Origin of the sequence: Planctellipticum variicoloris (genome assembly GCF_030622045.1) — a bacterium.
GTDB lineage: Bacteria > Planctomycetota > Planctomycetia > Planctomycetales > Planctomycetaceae > Planctellipticum > Planctellipticum variicoloris.
Genome location: NZ_CP130886.1, coordinates 112,462 through 131,613 on the forward strand (window position 1 = coordinate 112,462; position 19,152 = coordinate 131,613).

Consider the following 19,152-nt stretch of genomic DNA (forward strand, 5'->3'; position numbering starts at 1 on the left):
CCGGCTGCGGAATGGGGCGTGCATGGCTGTGTCTGCGGGCCGGCCTGCCGGACTGGCCCGGCGCAGCGCGGCGGGCGATCCTCGAAATGGGGAGCGTCTTGCGGTCCGCAGTCACTGCGTCGTCTCCGAACACGGGGCGACACCGCCCTGCGACTCACTCTATGCTGTGAGCAGCCCGTTCGGACCGGCAGGGCCGCGGCTGGCCGTGGGAGTTCCGACGTTCATGGAAGCCATTGTGACGAAGCGTACTGTACTGGCCGATCGAGTGGCCGCACTTCACAAGTTGCTCAGCGTCGCTCTGGATCTGGCGGCGGTGCAGGATCTGGACCGGATCTTGGAACTGGTGACCAATGGCGTGTGCGACGCCGTCGACTGTGAGCGAGCGAGCCTGTTTCTCTATGACGACGAACGGATCGAGCTGTTTACCCGGATCACGACCGAGCTGGAGATTGCGGAGATCCGTCACAGCGCGGATCAGGGAATCGCCGGCTGGGTGGCCCGTCACGGGCAGTTGACCAATGTGCCGCATCCTCCGAGCGATCCGCGCTGGAACGCCGGCTTCGACCGTCAGACCGGATTCACGACGCGCAATATCCTTGCCGTTCCGATCATGTCCGACGTCGACAGCCGACTGCTGGGGGTGCTGCAGCTTCTCAACAAAGCAGGCGACGGCTTCGACAGCTTCGACGAGCAGTTGATTCAGGTGTTCGCCGGTCACGCCGCAACGGCCCTCGAACGTCGTCGTCTGCTCGACGAAGCGCGACAGTCTCAACAGTACGCGGCCGCCTTCGAAACGGCCCGCAGCATTCAGGTGGGTTTGCTTCCGCAGCAGCTTCCGACGGTTCCGGGCTACCGCATGGCGGCGCTCTGGCAGCCGGCCGAATTTGTGAGCGGCGACTACTACGACTGGCTGCAGCTTCCGGACGGGCGGCTGGCGATCGTTGTTGGCGATGTCAGCGGGCATGGCATCGGCGCGGCACTGCTGATGGCGTCGGTCCGGGCGATGCTGCACGTTCTTGTGCGAACTCACTCGACGCCCGAGGCGATTTTGGCGCTCCTCCACGAGGGACTGGTCGCCGATCTGCGCGACAGCCGGTTTATTACGCTGGTGATGGCGACAGTCGACCCGGTTTCGCACGCGGTGCGGTTCGCGAACGCCGGCCATGCACCGGCACTCCATTACCGGGCCGCAACCGATGAGTTTGTCCGGCTGCAGGCGACGAGCCTGCCGATCGGCTTCCCGCAGATCGAGCTGCCGCCCATCGACAATCGGTTGTCGCTGGAACCGGGAGATCTGCTGCTCCTGGGAACTGACGGCATCGTTGAAGTGTCCAATGCCGCGGGCGACCTGTTCCGGACGGAGCGTCTGATGGACCTCGTACGCCGGCACCGCCGGGGAGGGCCACAGCATCTGGCCCGGATGATTGGCGAGACTATTCAGGATTTCCACGGCAAGCCGCTGCTGCCTGATGACTGCACGCTGGTCGTGCTGGAGCGCCAGGCGGATTCCCCGACAGCCGTGTAACAACGTCGGTCCAAGACGGCGTCAGGTAGCCGGGACTGGACCGAAGGCGAGCCCCGGTCCGTGGGGATCCGGGGCAGCGCGAAGCCGTTCCTGCCCCGGTCGCCCGCCGTGCGGAGAGGTGGCCGGAGACTTTCTCCAAATCTCCAGGGATCGCTATTTGTCGCGGCCGACGCAAGCCACCTGGGAACTTGAACAAAATTCTGAAAGTTGATGCGTAACTTGTCAGATGGAGCGCACAATCCCTTCAGGGACATCCCCGAAGGTTGCGATTTTGTGTTCAATGACAAGTGCGTGACGTGAGAATCGCGACGGCTTGAGGAAACCCCTTGACATTCCGATTGCTCCGGGGTTACCGTCAACCCATCCATGAGTGCTGTTGTGTAAATTTTGCAATCTGGTTTTGAATCGAACCTGCCCCAGAGACTTGCCCGTAAACAATCAGTCGAGAGTCCGTTCGAGCCGGGTTTCGGCGGAACGGACGACCTGCCTGTGATTGACCCGCACTGCGACAGGATTCTCCCAACCGCCGTCGTCGGCATTCTTCGGGAGCGGTTCCTGTCCGCAATTCACTGTCTGAAGAGAACGCTGTCGATGGTCACCCTGCGTTGCAGGGACGACGCGGTCCCACAAGATCTTTCTGCGTTTCGTTTTCCGGGAGCTCGTGGTCATGAGCGAAAGCTGCAATCCGCGTCATTTTTCGCGGCTCAACCGCCGAGGTTTTCTGTCGGTTGGTGCGCTGGCCGGGGCGGGCCTGACGCTGCCGAATCTGCTCCGGATGGAGCAGGCGCGAGCCGACCTGAAGGATTACAAGAACTTCGAAGGGACGGCGAAGTCGATCATCCATATCTTCCTGCCGGGCGGCATCGCCCATCAGGAGTCGTTCGATCCGAAGCCGCATGCGCCGATCGAGTATCGGGGCGAGATGAAGCAGGTTGCGACGAAGATTTCGGGCGAGTACTTCGGCGAAACGCTCGCGAAGACTGCCGACGTCGCGGACAAGCTCTGCGTGATCCGTTCGATGACGCACGGCGAAGCGGCTCATGAGCGCGGCACGCACAACATGTTTACGGGCTATCGCCCGAGTCCGGCGCTGGTGTTCCCGAGCATCGGGTCGGTGGTCAGCCACGAATACGGTCCGCGGAACAATCTGCCGCCCTACGTCTGCATCCCCAACATGCCGAACGAATACGCCGGCAGCGGGTACCTGAGCAGCGCGTTCGCTCCGTTCAGCCTGGGCAGCGATCCCGCCTCGAACGGCTACAAAGTCCGGGACCTGTCGCTCCCGAACGGCGTGGATGACAGCCGGTTCGCCACGCGGCGGAATGCGCTGGACGCCGTCAACGCTCACTTCCAGAAGAAGGAGAAGTCGGACGACCTGAAGGCGATGGATACGTTCTACGATCGGGCGTATTCGTTGATCAGCTCGCAGCCGGCGCGCGAAGCGTTCGATCTGGAAAAGGAACCGGCCGAGATCCGCGACGCTTACGGTCGCAATACGGCCGGCGCCCGCATGCTGCTGGCTCGGCGGCTGGTGCAGTCCGGAGTCCGCCTGGTCAATCTGACCTACGGCGGCTGGGACATGCATAATCAGATCGTCGGCGGGTTCAAGAACCAGATGCCTGCGTTCGATCAGGCGTTCGCGATGCTGATCAAGGATCTTGAGCAGACCGGTCTGCTCAAGGAGACGCTGGTCATGGTTTCGTCCGAATTCGGCCGAACCCCGAAGATCAACGGCAATGCCGGCCGCGACCACTATCCGAAGGTCTTCAGCGTCGTTCTGGCGGGGGGCGGAGTGAAGGCCGGCTATATCCACGGCAGTTCGAACTCGACGGCGTCCGAACCCGAAGAGAAGGCGATGGGGCCGGAAGACCTCTTTACGACGGCTTACCACTGCCTGGGGATCGTCGCCGACAAGGAACTGATGGCGCCGGGCGACCGTCCGATCGAGATCGTCGACGGCGGCAGCGTGGTCAAAGAGATCCTGGCCTAGATTGCGCATTGATTGCGGGAAGCTCGCATCCCTGGTCGGGGCGCGAGCTTCTTCCGCTGTCGCGGTCGGGGCCTGGTGAGAGAGGAGGCGGCGATGCAGACCGTGGAGGTTTATCGAGCCGCGAACGCTCTGCAGGCCCATCTGCTGCAGGCGACCTTGATCGACGCGGGAATCCGTTCGCAGATCGTAGGCGAGTTACGCCAGGGCGGGCTGGGCGACTTGCCGCTCGGCTGGTCGATACCGCGAATTCTGGTAGACGCAGACGATGAAGCCGCGGCCCGCGAACTGATCGTCGATTGGGAAGCTCAGGCGGGAACGGCGTCGCCGGATGATGACGTTCTGCCGGAAGATCTGGCTGCCGAGTTCGGCTCGGAGGACGAGTCGGGCTCGTCCGGCCCGCGCGAGTAGGGATGCTCCGCCATTGTGTGCAAGGGGGTTGCAGGATGCAGCCCGGCTTTGCCGGACGAGAGAAATCCGCTCCCCGCGGACTGGGACATGCCAATGCTTCGGAATCATGGTTTAAACGCCTTCGGCGCGGCGTTGATGGCCGCCGGTCTCTGGGCTCAATTCGCCGTCGCCGCCAGTCCTAATCTGGCGAGCATCCTGCCGCGCGGGGCGCAGCGGGGAGGCGAGATCGAGATCACCTTCAACGGGGAACGTCTCGACGATGCCCAGGAGCTGCTGATTTACGAACCGGGGATTGAAGTCGCTGCTTTTACCGTCGTCAATGACAAGCAGGTGAAGGCCACGCTCAAGATTTCGCCGGAATGCACGCTCGGCACCAAGCACATGCGCGTGCGATGCGCAACGGGCATGTCGGGCCTGCGGACGTTCAGCGTCGGCGCCCTGCCGACTGCCGCCGACACGGAGCCCAACAACGAGTTCAAAGCGCCGCAGCCGATCGCGATGAATGTCACGGTCGACGGCACCGTGCCCGGCGAAGACGTCGATTACTTCATCGTAGAAGCCAAGCAGGGCGAGCGCCTGACGGCGGAACTCGAAGGGATCCGTCTCGGCGACGCACTGTTCGATGGCTACGTGGCGATCCTGAACGAAGCCCGCTTCGAACTGGCCGCGAGTGACGATGCCGCGCTGGGTTACCAGGACGGGATTGCATCGGTCAAGGTTCCAACGGACGGCAAGTACATCATTCAGATCCGGGACAGCAGCTATCGCGGTCCGGGAAACAGCCACTACCGCCTGCACGTCGGCAACTTTCCACGTCCGACGGGTGTCGTCCCGGCGGGGGGCAAGCCCGGGGAGAAGCTGGCGGTTCGCTTTCTGGGTGATGTGGATGGCGAAAAGACACAGGAAATCCAGCTCCCGTCCGAGGAGACGCCGCGATTTGGCGTCTTCGCCCAGGACGAACGGGGGATTGCTCCTTCCGGCAATCTGTTCCGCATCAGCCCGCTGGACAACATCATCGAGCAGGAACCGAACGAAGCCATTGCGCAGGCGACGAAAGGGCCGTTCCCCGCCGCCTTCAATGGCGTGATCGCCTCGGCCGAAGATCAGGATTTCTTCGGTTTCACGGCGACGAAGGGGCAAGTCTGGGATATCGCCGTGTATGCCCGTCGTCTGCGCGCGGAGCTCGATCCTGTGCTGGTCGTTTTCAACGCCGGCGGCGGGGCAGTCGCCAGCAATGACGATGCGAACGGTTCGCCCGACAGCGCGCTTCGGTTCACCGTTCCTGCCGACGGCGAATACTTCCTGCAGGTCCGCGATCATCTGGGGCGCGGCGGTCACGCGTTCCATTATCGGATTGAGGCCACTCCGGTGACGGCGAATCTCTCGCTGGGCGTCAACGAGTTCGTGCAGTACGTCGAACCCAAGATGGCGATTCCGCAGGGGAACCGCATTCCGCTGCTGATCTCGGCAACTCGACGCGACGTCGGCGGGGCCATCGAGTTTCTCGGCGAGAATCTGCCGGCGGGTGTAACGGTCGAGTCCTTCGGAATGGCCGCCAACCAGAATGTGGCTCAGGTGATTCTGGCGGCGGCTCCCGACGCGCCGGTCGCCGGCAAGCTGGCGAATCTTGTCGGCAAGATTGTCGACGCGAACAACCCGTTGCCGCCAGCCGGCCGGGTGGAGCAAGACGTGGTCCTCGTGCGCGGTCGGAACAACATTCCGTTCTGGACCGAGGCGGTGCAGGGGCTGCCGGTCGCCGTGACGCAGAAGATTCCGTTTACGCTGCAGATCGTCGAGCCGAAGGTGCCGCTGGTGCAGAGCGGACAGATGCAGCTCAAGATCGTCGCCGTGCGGGAAGGGGACTTTAAGGCGCCGATCAAGGTGGAGCTGATGCTCAATCCGACCGGCGTGAATTCGAGCCGCGAGGCATCGATTCCGGAAGGCCAGACGGAAACAACGATCCTGATCAACGCCGCCGGAAACGCCGCGGTGGGCGAGTCAAAGATTGCGGTTCGTGGCGAAGCGACCGTCGGAAACGGTCCGGTCATGGTCTGCTCGCCGTTCGTCAACGTGCGGGTCGCCGAACCGTATCTCAAGTTCACCTACGAGCAGGCGGCCGTGGAACTGGGGCAGGAAACGGAACTGGTCGTGAAAATTGAGAACGCTCATCCCTTCGACGGCAACGCCCAGGTGCAGCTCGTGGGCCTGCCGAACAAAGTGACGACGGCTCCGACCGAGATCAACAAGGACCTGAAGGAGCTGATCTTCAAGGTCAAGGCCGATGCGGAAGCGGCGGCAGGGCTGACCAAGAATCTGTTCTGCCAGGTCATCGTGACTGAGAATGGCGAGCCGATCACCCACAACATCGGCTCGGGCCAGATTCGCGTCGACAAACCGTTGCCGCCGAAGCCGAACGCCCCCCCGGCCGCGGCCGTTGCCCAGCCGGCGCCGCCTGCCGACCAGCCCGCGAAGCGCCTGACCCGTCTCGAGCAGCTCCGCCTCGAACAGAAGCAGAAGCTGGAAGCGCAGAAGGCCGCCGCCGCCGGCGGCGGAATGTAACTGCCGGGGAATTCCGGACACGCGAAACACTGCCAGTCATCCTGCCCGAAGTCATCCCGTTCGAATCCTGTGCAAGGATCCCGCACATGCGTCCTTTTCCGTTCCTGTCGATGGTCGTTCTGGCGGGCAGTCTGTCTGCTTCCGGCGTGGCAATGGCTCAGCAGGCCACGCTGACCGATCTGCAGGTCTATCCGCCGAATATCAATCTGACGACGAATCGCGATCGGCAATTGATCGTGGTGCAGGCGACTTACAGCGACGGGCTGACGCGCGACGTCAGTCCGCAGGCGGTCTGTACGCTGGCGAATCCGGCTCTCGCCCGGCAGGACGGCCGGACGTACTACCCGCTTGCTAACGGACAGACCGAACTGAAAGTCGAGTTTGAAGGCAAGTCGCTGGTGGTTCCGGTCAAGGTTGAGCGAGCCGCCGAGTCGCGGCCGATCAGCTTCAAGCTCGACGTCGAGCCTGTCTTTATGAAGGCCGGCTGTAACACCGGAAGCTGCCACGGCGCCGCGCGCGGCAAAGATGGATTCCGCCTGTCGTTGTTCGGGTACGATCCGGACGGCGACTACCTGCGCATCACTCGGGAACAACCGGGCCGCCGAATCGACCTGGCCGTCCCAGAAGCGAGCCTGTTCATCGAGAAATCGATCGGGACTGTGCCGCACACGGGCGGCAAACGCTTCGAGGCGGACTCGGAACTCAACAAGACGCTCGTCGAATGGATCGCCGCGGCCTGCCCGCAGGACGCGAAAGACGTCGCGACCTGCACGGGACTGGTCTTGTATCCGCCGGGCGGAGTGCTCGACGGCGAAGGTTCGACGCAGCAGGTGACGGCGCGGGCCACGTACTCCGACGGCACCGACCGCGACGTGACTTCGCTGGCATTGTTTCTGTCGAACAACGACACCTCCGCCACGATTTCTCCGGAAGGCGTCATTACCGGGGGGAGTCGCGGCGAAGCGTTCGTCATGGCGCGGTTTTCGACCTACACGGTCGGCTCGCCGTTCGTCGTTCTGCCGAAGGGACTGCAGTGGCAGGAGCAGCCTTCGCCGCAACGCAACTACGTCGACGAGCTCGTGCTCGCCAAGCTGAAGAAACTGCGGATGGATCCGGCCCCGCGATGCAGCGACGAGGTCTTCGTCCGCCGGGTGTTTATCGACCTTGTCGGCCAGCTTCCGACCGAGGAGGAATACAGCCAGTTTCTGGCGAGTCCGGACGCGGACAAGCGCGACAAGCTGATCGACGCGCTGCTGGAGCGGAAAGAGTTCACCGAAGTCTGGGTCTCGAAGTGGGCCGAGTGGCTGATGATGCGATCGAGCAACCAGGTCTCGGCCAAGTCGATTCATCTCTACTACAACTGGCTCGCCGACCAGATCGGGCAGAATGTGCCGCTGGATCAGATGGTTCGCAGCATCCTGGGGGCCAACGGCGGCACGTTCAAGAACCCTCCGACGAACTTCTATCAGCTCGAACGGGACACGTTGAAGGTTTCGGAAAACGTCGCGCAGGTCTTCATGGGAATGCGGACCCAGTGCGCTCAATGCCACAATCACCCGTTCGACCGCTGGACCCAGGACGATTACTACAATTTTGCCGCGTTCTTCGCGCAGATCGGTCGCAAACAGGGCGAAGACTATCGCGAGATCATCGTTTTCAACGGCGGCGGAGGCGAGGTCAAGCACCCCGTCGGCGGACGCGTGATGGCCCCGGTCTTCCTTGGCGGCGGCCCGGCGGATGTCGCCGGCAAGGATCGTCGACAGGTGCTCGCCGACTGGCTGGCGTCGCCGAAGAATCCGTACTTCGCTCAGAACTTCACGAATCGGGTCTGGCATCACTTCTTCAACATCGGCATCGTGGAGCCGGTGGATGACGTTCGGATCAGCAACCCGGCTTCGAACGAGCCGCTGCTGCTGGAACTGGCCAGGCGGTTCACGGAATCGAAGTACGACTTCAAAGGACTGGTCCGGGATATCTGTCGTTCGGAGGCTTACCAGCGTTCGACCGACACGAATCCGTCGAATGAGCTGGACGAGCGGAATTTCGCGCGGCAGACGCTACGGCGGATCAAGGCGGAATCGGTGCTGGACATCCTGAGCCAGGTGACTGGGACCAAGGACAAGTTTCCGGGGCTGCCGCTAGGAGCCCGGGCCGTGCAGATCGCTGATGGCGGAACGTCGACGTACTTCCTGACGACGTTCGGGCGAGCGACGCGCGAGACGCCCTGCTCGTGCGAAGTGAAGATGGAGCCGACGCTGTCGCAGGCTTTGCATCTGCTCAACGGGGACACGTCGAACAACAAGATCCAGCAGGGGGGGCTGATCGCCCAGTGGCTGAAGGACAAAGTCCCGCCTGAAGAGATTCTCGACCGTCTCTACGTGCGGTGCCTGTCCCGCAAGCCGCTGCCGGAGGAACTGGCGGCCCTCAAACCGCTGATTGCGGAAGGCAACGACCAGCGCAAGTCGCTGGAAGACATCTTCTGGGCCGTGCTCAACAGCCGGGAGTTTCTGTTCAATCATTAGAAGAAGTGGTGAGTGGCTCGTGGTTGGCGGCCAGTGAAGAGAGAGGCTGGCCACGTCGAAGTGGTATTGCGGGGCGAATTGCTCTGCGAGACCCGAATCCCGAATTCCGATACCCGCCTGCGGATTGTTTGCCATGCTGCGTTTCGCGTTGACTGCTGCTCTGCTGGTCGTTGCTGCTCCCGGGCTTGCTCAGGATGCAAAGCCGGCGGAGAAGGAAGAGAAGATCACCTACGAGCAGCACGTGCTGCCGATCCTGCGCGAGAAGTGCGGGTCCTGTCATAACTCGAATGACAAGAAGGGGGATCTGGTCCTCGACAGTTACGCGGCGACGATCACCGGCGGCGCTTCGGGCGAAGTCGTCCGGACGGATGGAGACGCCTCGCAGAGCCAGCTTTATCTGGTGATCACCCATCAGTCTGAGCCGATCATGCCACCCGGCCAGCCCAAACTGCCGGAAGCCCAGCTTACGATCATCCGCAAATGGATCGAAGGGGGGGCGCTGGAGAACGCCGGCAGCAAGGCCAAGCCCAAGAAAAACGTGATGGTCGCCAAGGCGGAGATCTCGACCGAGCGTCCCGCAGGTCCGCCGGCGATGCCCGAAAGCCTGTCGCTCGATCCGGTGCTGGTGTCGGCCCGCCCTAACGGCGTAACGGCTCTGGCGGTCAGCCCCTGGGCGCCTTTGATCGCCGCTTCCGGACATAAGCAGGTCTTGCTGTACGATACCCGGACGCTGGAGCTGGCGGGCGTGCTCCCCTTTCCCGAAGGGCAGCCGCATATCCTCAAGTTCAGCCGGAACGGGCAACTTTTGATGGTCGGCGGAGGTCATGGTTCGCAGCTCGGCAAGGTTGTCGTTTTCGAAGTGAAAACCGGAAAGCGGGTGATCGAAGTCGGGAGCGAGTACGATGTGGTTCTCGCCGCCGATCTCAGCCCGGATCAGTCGCTGATTGCTTTGGGCGGCCCGAAGAAAATCGTCCGGGTCTACGATGTCGCCACGGGCGAACTGGCCTACGAGAAGAACAAGCACACCGACTGGATTCAGGCGATCGAGTTCAGCCCGGACGGCGTGCTGCTGGCGACTGGCGACCGCAGCAACGGGCTATTTGTCTGGGAAGCCGCGAATGGTCGCGAGTTTCACAACCTGACCGGGCATACCGCTGCCATTACCGATATCTCCTGGTCGCCGGATTCGAATGTGGTGGCTTCCAGCAGCGAAGACGCCACGGTCCGGCTGTGGGAGATGCAGAACGGCGGCCAGATTAAGAACTGGGGCGCGCACGGCGGCGGGACCTTGGCCGTTGAGTATGGTCGCGATGGTCGGATTGTCACCGCTGGTCGCGACAACTCCGCCAAGATGTGGGACGGCGCTGGCGCTGCTCAGCGGACGTTCGGCGGCCTGGCCGATCTTGGAACCGACGTCGTGCTGGACGTGGAAACCGGACGAGTGATCGCCGGCGATTTGACTGGGGCGCTGCACGTCTGGAATGCGGCGGATGGCGCGGTGGTGGGTAAGATTTCGACCAATCCGCCGCCGCTGGCGGCGCGTCTGCAGGCGACCCAGCAGGAAGTGGCCGCTGCACAGGCTGTCGCGACGCAGACTCAGGCCGCCGCCGCCGTTCTGCAGAAAGCGATTGCCGATCGCAAGGCGGCTGCCGATCTCGCCACGAAGCAGGCCGGGGAGGCTCAAGCGGCGGTTGATCCGGCGACGAAGGCCAAGGCGGCTGCAGATGCGGACGTGGCGGCCAAGGTCCAGGCGGTGCAGGGGGCCGAACAGGGACTGGCGGGAGCTGTCGCGGCCCGCAATAAAGCGGTCGGAGAGAAAGAGACGTGGACGAAGGCATTGGCCGATCTGACTGCTCAGGCTCAGGCCGCGGCTGATGCCGCTGCCAAGGCGGAGGCCGCCGTTGGACCCGCACTCCAAGCGGCTGAAGCAAAGCCTGAAGACGCTGCATTGAAGGCCGCGGCCGCCGCCGCGGCAAAGCTGGCCAACGATGCGCTGGCGACCGTGCAGAATGCGGCCAAGCTCAAGTCGGATGCGTTGCTGCAGCTCACCCAGAAGAGCACTCTGGTTGCCGGTGCGACTGCTGCCCAGACCGCCGCTCAGGTTGCGAAGGATCAGGCGATCGCCGCCAAAGCTGCGGCTGAGAAGGCTGCGGCCGATGCTGCTGTGGCCTTGAAGACGGTCACTGACGCCGCGGCGGTCGCGAAGGCGAATGCGGACAAAGCGGTTCAAGCGGCCCAGGTGACTCCCGAGCAGCAGAAGCAGCTTGCCGATGCGGAAGCTGCCGCGAAGGCCGCCGCTGATCGGGCCGCCGCCGTGCAGGCCGTTTTGCAGCGGCTGCAGGAAGCTCAGGCTCGTCAGAGCCAGACTGCCCAGGCCAATTGATGGGGCGAGGCGTTCACTCCGGGTTCGACGCCTCGACGACTGGCGCCGCGGCCGCCATTCCGACCACGGGATATGGCTCGCGATTTCGTTCCACTCGTCCGATCGGCACGAACTGGTCGCACGGTATCCCGTCGACTGACCGTCGGAGCAGAACGTAAGTCAGTCCGGTAGCCGACCAGAAGTAGCTGGCGGCGAAGGCCGTCAGGCCCAGTTTTGCCCACCACACGAGCGTCGATTCAAACGCGGGACCGTGGCCGGTCGCTCCGGCTCCGATCGTCGCCATGCGAGTTAAAAGGCTGACCGTGCTCCCGACGAGCCACTCCGCGGCGAACAGCACCAGCGGGCCGGTCACCAGGATCACCAGCACGTACCAGGCCAGATGCCAGGGGCGCATGGTGACGTAGTTGTAAACGCGGCTCAGGGCGTTGAAGCCATCGCAGTCCCGGTCGACAGCGACAGCCGACTGGATCAGCGGCCAGCTCAGCAGCAGCACGCCGACCAGGAATGCGGCCATCAGCCCGATCAGCACCAGCACTGGCGAGATCGCGATCAACCATGCCGGCCCCAGCAGCCAGGGGAGCCGGCCCGGAAATGTCAGCACTACCAGCAGGGTTGCCAGCAGCGCCGAAGCGGCCAGCGGCAGGCATGGTCCGCCGATGGCGTTCGGCCAGCGACGGAAGCCGAAAGTGAGTGCTGCCGGAAACGAGTCGCGAGTCTCGGTCAGGCAACCGACCGCCTGGCGGCTGATGACCGCTCCCAGCCAGGCCCAGACGATGAACTGCAGCCCGGCCGCCAGCGCGACGCCGATGCTTCCGCGCCAGGAGGAAACTCTCAAGACCTGCTGCAGCGGTTCCGCCACGGCGCGCCACGGCCAGAAGGGATCCGCAGGCGCGGGGCCGGTCTGCAGGCCGGCAATCCATGCCTCGTGAGGCAACGGTTTGACCGGAAACGAGATTCCCTCGGAGAGCATCGGCGTCAGTTCCAGGGAGACTTCGGGTTTGGAAGTTCCCTCGACACGGCGGGCGAGATCTTGAGCACCCCAGCAAAGAAGGGTCGCGAGCAGGGCGCAGGCGAGCGGCGTTCCGCGGAGGGCGAATTCCCACGTCCGGAGCAGCATGAGCCACGGCAGCCAGTCCCGCCAGCGGAATCGTTCCTGGAACTCGGGGGTGAGCATGGGGCGTCTCTTGGGAGAACGATAGTCGTCAGAAAGTGCGAAGTCGTGCGGGGATGATAGCAGATCGACGTGTCCGTCCGGAGTTCGGAACGGCAAGCGTAGGCCGGATCATGGTCAAGGAACTGGATCGTTTTGGTAAACTGCCTCGCGACCCTCTCGTCGCCGCAGTTGCCTTCGTTCTCGGTGGGTCGTCGGCCGGCAGGGCGAGGTCGCCGGCAGTAGAAACTCTGAGTCCAGCGTATCAGTTTTTCGCGACATCATTGCACGCCTCCGTACGCGGGGACGTGAACATGAAAAAGGGTTTGTATCAGCATCTAACACGCGAGAGATTCGCGTGGTTCGTGGTCTGGCGCGCATGCATTGGGGCGCGAAGGGAGGGGTGTTGGGACCGTTCGCACAATAGTCTTCAGGAGCTTCCTTGCGGTTCGCGGTCGGCATTGACGGCTCTGTAGCTACTGGAGAGGTTGATGTTGAGTGAAGGCTCCAAATTCTCTTCGCCAGCGGCGGACTTTGTTCGTCAACTTCCGTCGATTCCGTGGTTCGCCAGTTTCGGTCATCCGGTAAACAAAGGGATGCCGCAAGGGGACGGCCACGCCTGGCGCGGGACAATCGAGGTGCCGCCAGTACGGATTGCCAGTTCGCGCTGAGGGACAGGCTTTTGCGACAACGTGACACCGGCATTCTTCTCGCAGGCTGAGCGGGGACCGGAAGCGTCCTAGCCGCGTGCGGCATACCGGCGCAGGAACGCAAAGAGCCCCCCGAAGAATCAGGGGGCTCTCAGTACACCCGGTAGGGCTCGAACCTACAACCTACGGTTCCGAAGACCGTTGCTCTATCCAATTGAGCTACGGGTGCAAAGTCTTGTCTGGGAACGGGTTGCGACAAATCTGTTCACCCGCCAGGCGACGCGGCAAGTTGTCGCGCCGCATGAACCGATCCAGCTCTCGGTTCCCGACACCCCAAGGATAGCAACGTCGGACATCCGAAGAAACTGAAGGCCGAAACGCCCGGCCGCAATTCTGCGAAATTCGGCACTGTGGCCAGGCGATGGAGGAGATTCCGAGGATCGGCCGTTTGACTTGCGAACGCCCGGCAGTTCCGACGCAAGTTCGGCACGTCAGGTTCGGGTTGATGGAAAGATGGTCTCCGGACTACGAAGGCGGGGGCGCGCCGTCCGCTGCAGCGAGGTCGTCGATCGCAGACCGGCGAAAATCGGAGGGAGTTTCGCCGGCCTGCTGGACGAAGACGCGGCAGAAGTAGGCGGGGCTGGCGAAGCCGAGATGGTCGCTGACCTGCTGGATTGAGAGCGACGCATCGCACAACAGGCGTTTGGCCTGCCAGATTTTGAGCTGATTGAAATAGGCGATGATCCCGCAGCCGAAGGCCTGGCGAAAGGCCTGCTTGGCGCGGGTCGGGCTGACGCTAATCTGCCGGGCGATCTCGTCGATGCTGAGCTGCTCGTGGACGTGCAGCAGGAGCAACCGGCGGATCTGCTGAGCGATGTCCTCCCGGGGAGGCCGCGCGGCGGGGGCGCTCTCCAGCCGCTCGATGATCTGGCCGAGCAGCGTCAGCAGGACGCCCGTGGTGACGAGCGGTTCGCGGGCCTGTTCCGCGGTCAGGTGATCGGCGGCGAGCCAGAAACTGTGCTGCAGGTCGCGATCGCCGACGACGCTGAACCGGCGGAGCCCGACGGCCAGTTGTTGTAGCCTCCTGCAGCCGGTTGCAACTCCCGAGGGCTGGGGCCATTGGCCGGGTTGGTCGGCATCAATCAGCAGGCCGAGGGTGGCGGCGGTCTGCCGGCCGGTGCTGACCCAGTGATGTCGGACGCCGGGCGGGATCAGATAGAAAACTCCGCTGTCGAGTGCGTGCTCCGCTTCGGGCGTCACCAGCGTGAGCGGTCCCTGCAGGCAGCCGTGCAGCGCCAGGCAGGGATGGCTGTGGGGCGTTGTGCGCGTGCCGGTCGGAAAGTGGCCGCTGGTGAATCGCAAAAACGGACGCGGGACCGGACGCAGGAATGCGAGATAGCTCTGATCCGGAAATGTCTCGGCCGTCGCGGCCGACTGACCGGAACGCGAACGTGCAGGGTTGGCGGATGGTTTGCGCATCACGGTCTCCGAATGACAGTATCGAGGGGATGTCCCACAGGGTCCAGCGTGGCGGGATCGGCGATGTGTCAGATCGCTTGAGAGCTTGTGTAAATCGAAAGTCCGATCCGGCAAGGAATCGGTCCGATTCGACATGGCGGCTGTCGGCGGGGCGGATAGGCTATCGAATGACTGATGGCGATCCGACTGACGATCAACTTCTCAAGATGTGCGGGATCGGGCCACGATGACGTGGAGTTCGCGACTGCTGATGTCGGCGACCATGCTGTGCGCGAACGCGCCGGCAGCGCCCGCCCTAGCGCAGACAGATGTGGAATTCTTCGAGAAACAGATTCGGCCGGTGCTCGTCGAGAATTGCGTGGCCTGTCACGGTCCGAAGAAACAGGAAGCGGGATTACGGCTGGACTCCGCCGCGGGGTTCCAGCGCGGCAGCGACAGCGGACCGATCCTGGCCGCCGGCAAACCGGACGAGAGTCTGCTGATTGAGGCGATCCGCTATACGGGCGACACGAAGATGCCTCCCAGGGGGAAGCTGCCGGATCAGGCGATTGCAGCGCTCGCGGAATGGGTGAAACGGGGCGCCCCGTGGCCAGCGGACGCGACGGGGCCGGCGACTCTACACAAACCGTCGCCGCGCGAACTGGCCAGGAGCCACTGGGCCTTTCAGCCCGTGCGCGAACCGGCGCCGCCCACCGTGCAGAATTCCAGTTGGCCCTCCTCGCCGATTGACGTATTTGTCCTTGCCCAGCTGGAACAGGGAGGACTGAAGGCGAGCCCTCGTGCGGACCGCCGGACGCTGATTCGCCGGGTGACGTTCGATCTGCATGGACTGCCGCCGACACCCGCCGAAGTGGCCGACTTCGTCGCGGACGAAGCACCCGAAGCGTTCGACCGTCTGGTGAACCGGCTGCTGGATTCGCCGCGGTATGGAGAACGCTGGGGTCGGTACTGGCTGGATGTGGCCCGTTACGCAGATACGCGCGGCTATGTCCGGTTAAAGGACAATCCCAACTATCCGACGGCCTGGACGTACCGCGACTACGTCATTCGGGCCTTCAACGAGGATCTGCCGTACGACGAGTTCGTCGTGCAGCAGCTCGCCGCCGACCAGCTCGATCTGGGGGATGATCCCCGGCCGCTGGCGGCGCTGGGGTTTCTGACGCTGGGGCAGCGATTTATCAACAGCCAGCACGACATCATCGACGACCGGATCGACGTCGTCACGCGCGGCCTGCTGGGACTGACGGCGAGCTGCGCCCGCTGCCACGACCACAAGTTCGATCCGATTCCGACGAAAGACTACTACTCGCTGCACGGCGTATTCGCCAGTTCGCTCGAACCGCGCGTGCCGCCGCTGCTGCTGCGGCCGGGCGAAGAGGCGAAGTACGAGGCGTACTTGAAAGAACTGCGCGAGCGGTCGGGCAAACTGAATCAGTTTCTGTTGGACCAGCAGCGGCAGCTCGAAGAGTCGTTTCGAACGCGGGCCGCGGAGTATCTGCTGACGGCGCAGCGGGAAGCCGTTCAGGCAAATTACCTGGCGACGATGTTTCTGATCGACGCCAGCAAGGACCTGAACCCGGTGGCGACTCAGCGCTGGGGCCGGCTGCTGGAACGGACGCGGAAGACCCACGATCCGGTCTTTGCGCCGTGGCATGCGCTGGCACACCTGCCAGAAGACGAGTTCGCGCAGGCATCCGCGAAGCTGATCGAGGCGTGGCAGTCGAAGTCGGCCGATGGTCCTCCCGTCAACACTGTCGTCGTGGCTGCGCTGGCGGCTCGACAACCACAGAGTCTGGCCGATGTGGCAGTGGCTTATGCGGGGTTGCTGGTTGAGGCCGAGGCGAAATGGCAGAAGCTGCGGACCGGCGACCCGCAGGCCAGTGCCTTGGAAGATCCTGACTGGGAAGCCCTGCGGCAGGTTTCGGAGGGGCCGGAGTCGCCATTGCGGGCGCCGCTGGATGACCTGGAAGAGTTCCTCTTTGTGGACGCTACGCTGCAGAACAGGCTGCACGATCAGCAGCGGCTGGTTGATGACTGGGTCGCTTCACCCGGCGCTGCACCGCATGCGCCGGCGCTGCAGGACGCGGTGGTTCCGGTGACGCCCCGCGTGTTTCTGCGGGGGAATTCGAGCAATCCTGGTGAGGCCGTGCCGCGGCAGTTTCTGGAGGTCCTGAGCCCTGTGGAACGGCGGCCTTTCCAGCGGGGGAGCGGTCGACTGGAACTGGCGCGGGCGATCGCCGATCCTCAGAACCCTCTGACGGCGCGGGTGCTGGTCAACCGGGTCTGGCAGCATCATTTCGGAACCGGACTGGTACGGACGCCGAGTGACTTTGGCTTGCGGGGCGAACCGCCGACGCATCCGGACCTGCTGGATTTCCTGGCGGCCCGGTTCATGTCGGAGGGCTGGTCGATCAAGACGCTGCATCGGATGATCCTGCAGTCGTCGACGTATCAGCAGAGCAGCGAGGATCGGCCGGAGGGTATGCGGCTCGATCCGGAGAATCGGCTGCTCTGGCGGATGAACCGTCAACGGCTGGACTGGGAAGCATTGCGGGATTCACTCTTGCAGGCGGCCGGGAGCCTGGACCTGACGCCGGGCGGGCCGTCAGTTCCGCTGACGACGCAGCCGTTTTCGACGCGGCGGACCGTCTACGGACTGGTGGACCGCCAGAATCTGCCGGGAGAGTTCCGCACGTTTGATTTTGCCCCGCCCGATGTCAGCAGTCCGCAACGGCATCAGACGACCGTGCCCCAGCAGGCGCTCTTCTTTCTCAACAGTCCGTTCCTGAAGGAACAGGCCCGGCGGCTGGCGCAACGGAGCGATCTGCCGCCACACGTCGAAGCAAAGGCCAGGATTGCGACGCTGTATCGACTGCTCTACGGGCGGGAGGCGGAACCGGTCGAGGTGGCCGCCGGGCTGGAGTACATTTCTGCACCGCAGCCGGAGAGCGATTCGGGAACCTGGTTTGACTCGTGGGAAGAATATGCCCAGGTGCTGCTGCTGGCGAATGAATTCTGGTTTGTGGACTGAGGGTGAGACGCGTGCTGGATGGACTGCGCGACACGAGCGGAATGCCGACCCGGCGGGAGATGCTGGCGCGATCGGGCGTCGGGCTTGGTCTCGCGGGGCTGGCCGACCTGCTGACCGAGCGTCGGGCTGCGGGAAGCGAGTCCAATCCGCTGGCGCCGCGCGGGCCTCAGTTTCCCGCGACTGCGCAGCGGGTGATTCATCTCTTCATGAACGGCGGGCCGTCGCACGTCGATACGTTTGATCCGAAGCCGCTGCTCGGCAAGTACCACGGTCAGCCGCTGCCGACCACGCAACGGACTGAGCGGAAGACGGGAGCGGCGTTCCGGTCGCCGTTCCGCTTCGACCGGCACGGGGCGAGCGGCATTGAGGTCAGCGAACTCTTTCCCCACGTGGCGGGGTGTATCGACGACATCAGCGTCATTCGCTCGATGTATGCCGATGTGCCGAATCACGAACCATCGTTCCTGCTGATGAACTGCGGGGAAGGGCGGCAGTCGCGGCCGAGCCTGGGCTCGTGGGTCACGTACGGCTTGGGGACGGAGAATCAGAATCTCCCGGGCTTCATTGCGATGTGTCCGGGCGGCTATCCGACGGTCGCCGGGCAGAACTGGCGGGCGGCGTTTCTGCCGGGAGCATACCAGGGAACCTACATCGATACGCAGCACACGGCGCCCGAAAAGCTGATCGCGAATCTGCGGAACGATTTCGTTGCGCCGGGTCGGCAGATGCGTCAGCTCGATCTGTTGCGGGAACTGAATCGGCGGCACCTGGAGCGGAGGGAGGGGGATTCCCAACTCGAAGCGAGAATTCAGTCGTTCGAGCTGGCCTGGCGGATGCAGAGCGAAGCGACCGACGCGTTCGACGTCAGCCGGGAGCCGGAGTCGATCCGGGCCATGTACGGGGAAACCACGTACGGTCGCCAGTTGCTGATCGCCCGCCGGCTGCTGGAGCGCGGAGTACGGTTCCTGCAGGTGTGGCAGCGGGCGGGACAGCCGTGGGACGCCCACGACCAGCTCGAACAGAATCATCGGGGGCTGGCGGCGGAATGCGACCAGCCGATCGGCGCGCTGTTGCGCGATCTCAAGCAGCGGGGGATGCTCGACAGCACGCTGGTGATCTGGGGTGGGGAGTTCGGCCGGACGCCGACCTTGGAGCTGCCGACGCCGGGCGTGTCGACCACGAGCACCGGGCGCGATCACAACCACTACGGGTTCTCGATGTGGCTGGCGGGCGGGGGCGTGAAGGGGGGCTACGTCCACGGGGCCACGGACGAATTCGGCTGGAATGCCGTCGAGAACCGGGTCCATGTCCACGACCTCCATGCGACGATTCTGCGGCTGATGGGTTTCGATCACGAGAAGCTGACGTATCGCTATGCGGGCCGGGATTTCCGGCTGACCGACGTGCATGGACACGTGGTCGAGGAACTGCTGGCCTGAACTCTCTTTGAATGAT

General features: G+C 63.8%; 10 protein-coding genes and 1 tRNA gene. 8 read left to right on the plus strand and 3 right to left on the minus strand.

Going from position 1 to position 19,152, the window contains the following annotated elements:
- The first annotated feature begins 22 nt into the window (after positions 1-22).
- The 6 genes from SH412_RS00455 (at position 23) to SH412_RS00480 (ending at position 11,387) form a co-directional block, all read left to right on the plus strand.
- The gene (locus tag SH412_RS00455; RefSeq protein WP_336521532.1) at positions 23-1,525 is read left to right on the plus strand and encodes a PP2C family protein-serine/threonine phosphatase; all 1,503 of its coding nucleotides are present in this window, start codon (positions 23-25) and stop codon (positions 1,523-1,525) included.
- Between the two features lie 667 nt (positions 1,526-2,192).
- Positions 2,193-3,515: a DUF1501 domain-containing protein gene (locus SH412_RS00460; protein ID WP_336521533.1), complete on the plus strand. Its 1,323-nt coding sequence runs from the start codon at positions 2,193-2,195 to the stop codon at positions 3,513-3,515.
- A gap of 93 nt (positions 3,516-3,608) precedes the next feature.
- Complete coding sequence (locus SH412_RS00465; protein WP_336521534.1) at positions 3,609-3,923, plus strand: putative signal transducing protein; 315 nt, start codon at positions 3,609-3,611, stop codon at positions 3,921-3,923.
- An 87-nt stretch (positions 3,924-4,010) separates the two neighbouring features.
- Positions 4,011-6,482: a PPC domain-containing protein gene (locus SH412_RS00470; RefSeq protein ID WP_336521535.1), complete on the plus strand. Its 2,472-nt coding sequence runs from the start codon at positions 4,011-4,013 to the stop codon at positions 6,480-6,482.
- Between the two features lie 86 nt (positions 6,483-6,568).
- On the plus strand, positions 6,569-9,004 hold the full coding sequence (locus tag SH412_RS00475) for a DUF1549 and DUF1553 domain-containing protein (RefSeq protein ID WP_336521536.1): 2,436 nt from the start codon (positions 6,569-6,571) through the stop codon (positions 9,002-9,004).
- Between the two features lie 133 nt (positions 9,005-9,137).
- Complete coding sequence (locus tag SH412_RS00480) at positions 9,138-11,387, plus strand: c-type cytochrome domain-containing protein (RefSeq protein ID WP_336521537.1); 2,250 nt, start codon at positions 9,138-9,140, stop codon at positions 11,385-11,387.
- A 13-nt stretch (positions 11,388-11,400) separates the two neighbouring features.
- On the opposite strand, the gene SH412_RS00485 is transcribed toward SH412_RS00480, so the two are convergent.
- From SH412_RS00485 to SH412_RS00495, 3 genes are all read right to left on the minus strand, one after another.
- Entirely contained in the window at positions 11,401-12,561 is a 1,161-nt protein-coding gene (locus SH412_RS00485; protein ID WP_336521538.1) for a hypothetical protein, read from the minus strand.
- Positions 12,562-13,342: 781 nt separating this feature from the next.
- A tRNA-Arg gene (locus SH412_RS00490) sits at positions 13,343-13,416 on the minus strand.
- Positions 13,417-13,712: 296 nt separating this feature from the next.
- The gene (locus tag SH412_RS00495; RefSeq protein WP_336521539.1) at positions 13,713-14,666 is read right to left on the minus strand and encodes an AraC family transcriptional regulator; all 954 of its coding nucleotides are present in this window, start codon (positions 14,664-14,666) and stop codon (positions 13,713-13,715) included.
- A gap of 226 nt (positions 14,667-14,892) precedes the next feature.
- Between SH412_RS00495 and SH412_RS00500 the strand changes: the two genes are divergently transcribed.
- Positions 14,893-17,697 carry a PSD1 and planctomycete cytochrome C domain-containing protein gene (locus SH412_RS00500; protein WP_336521540.1) on the plus strand — a complete coding sequence of 935 codons (2,805 nt, stop codon included), beginning with the start codon at positions 14,893-14,895 and terminating at the stop codon, positions 17,695-17,697.
- A 41-nt stretch (positions 17,698-17,738) separates the two neighbouring features.
- The gene (locus SH412_RS00505; RefSeq protein ID WP_336524183.1) at positions 17,739-19,136 is read left to right on the plus strand and encodes a DUF1501 domain-containing protein; all 1,398 of its coding nucleotides are present in this window, start codon (positions 17,739-17,741) and stop codon (positions 19,134-19,136) included.
- The last annotated feature ends 16 nt before the right edge of the window (positions 19,137-19,152 follow it).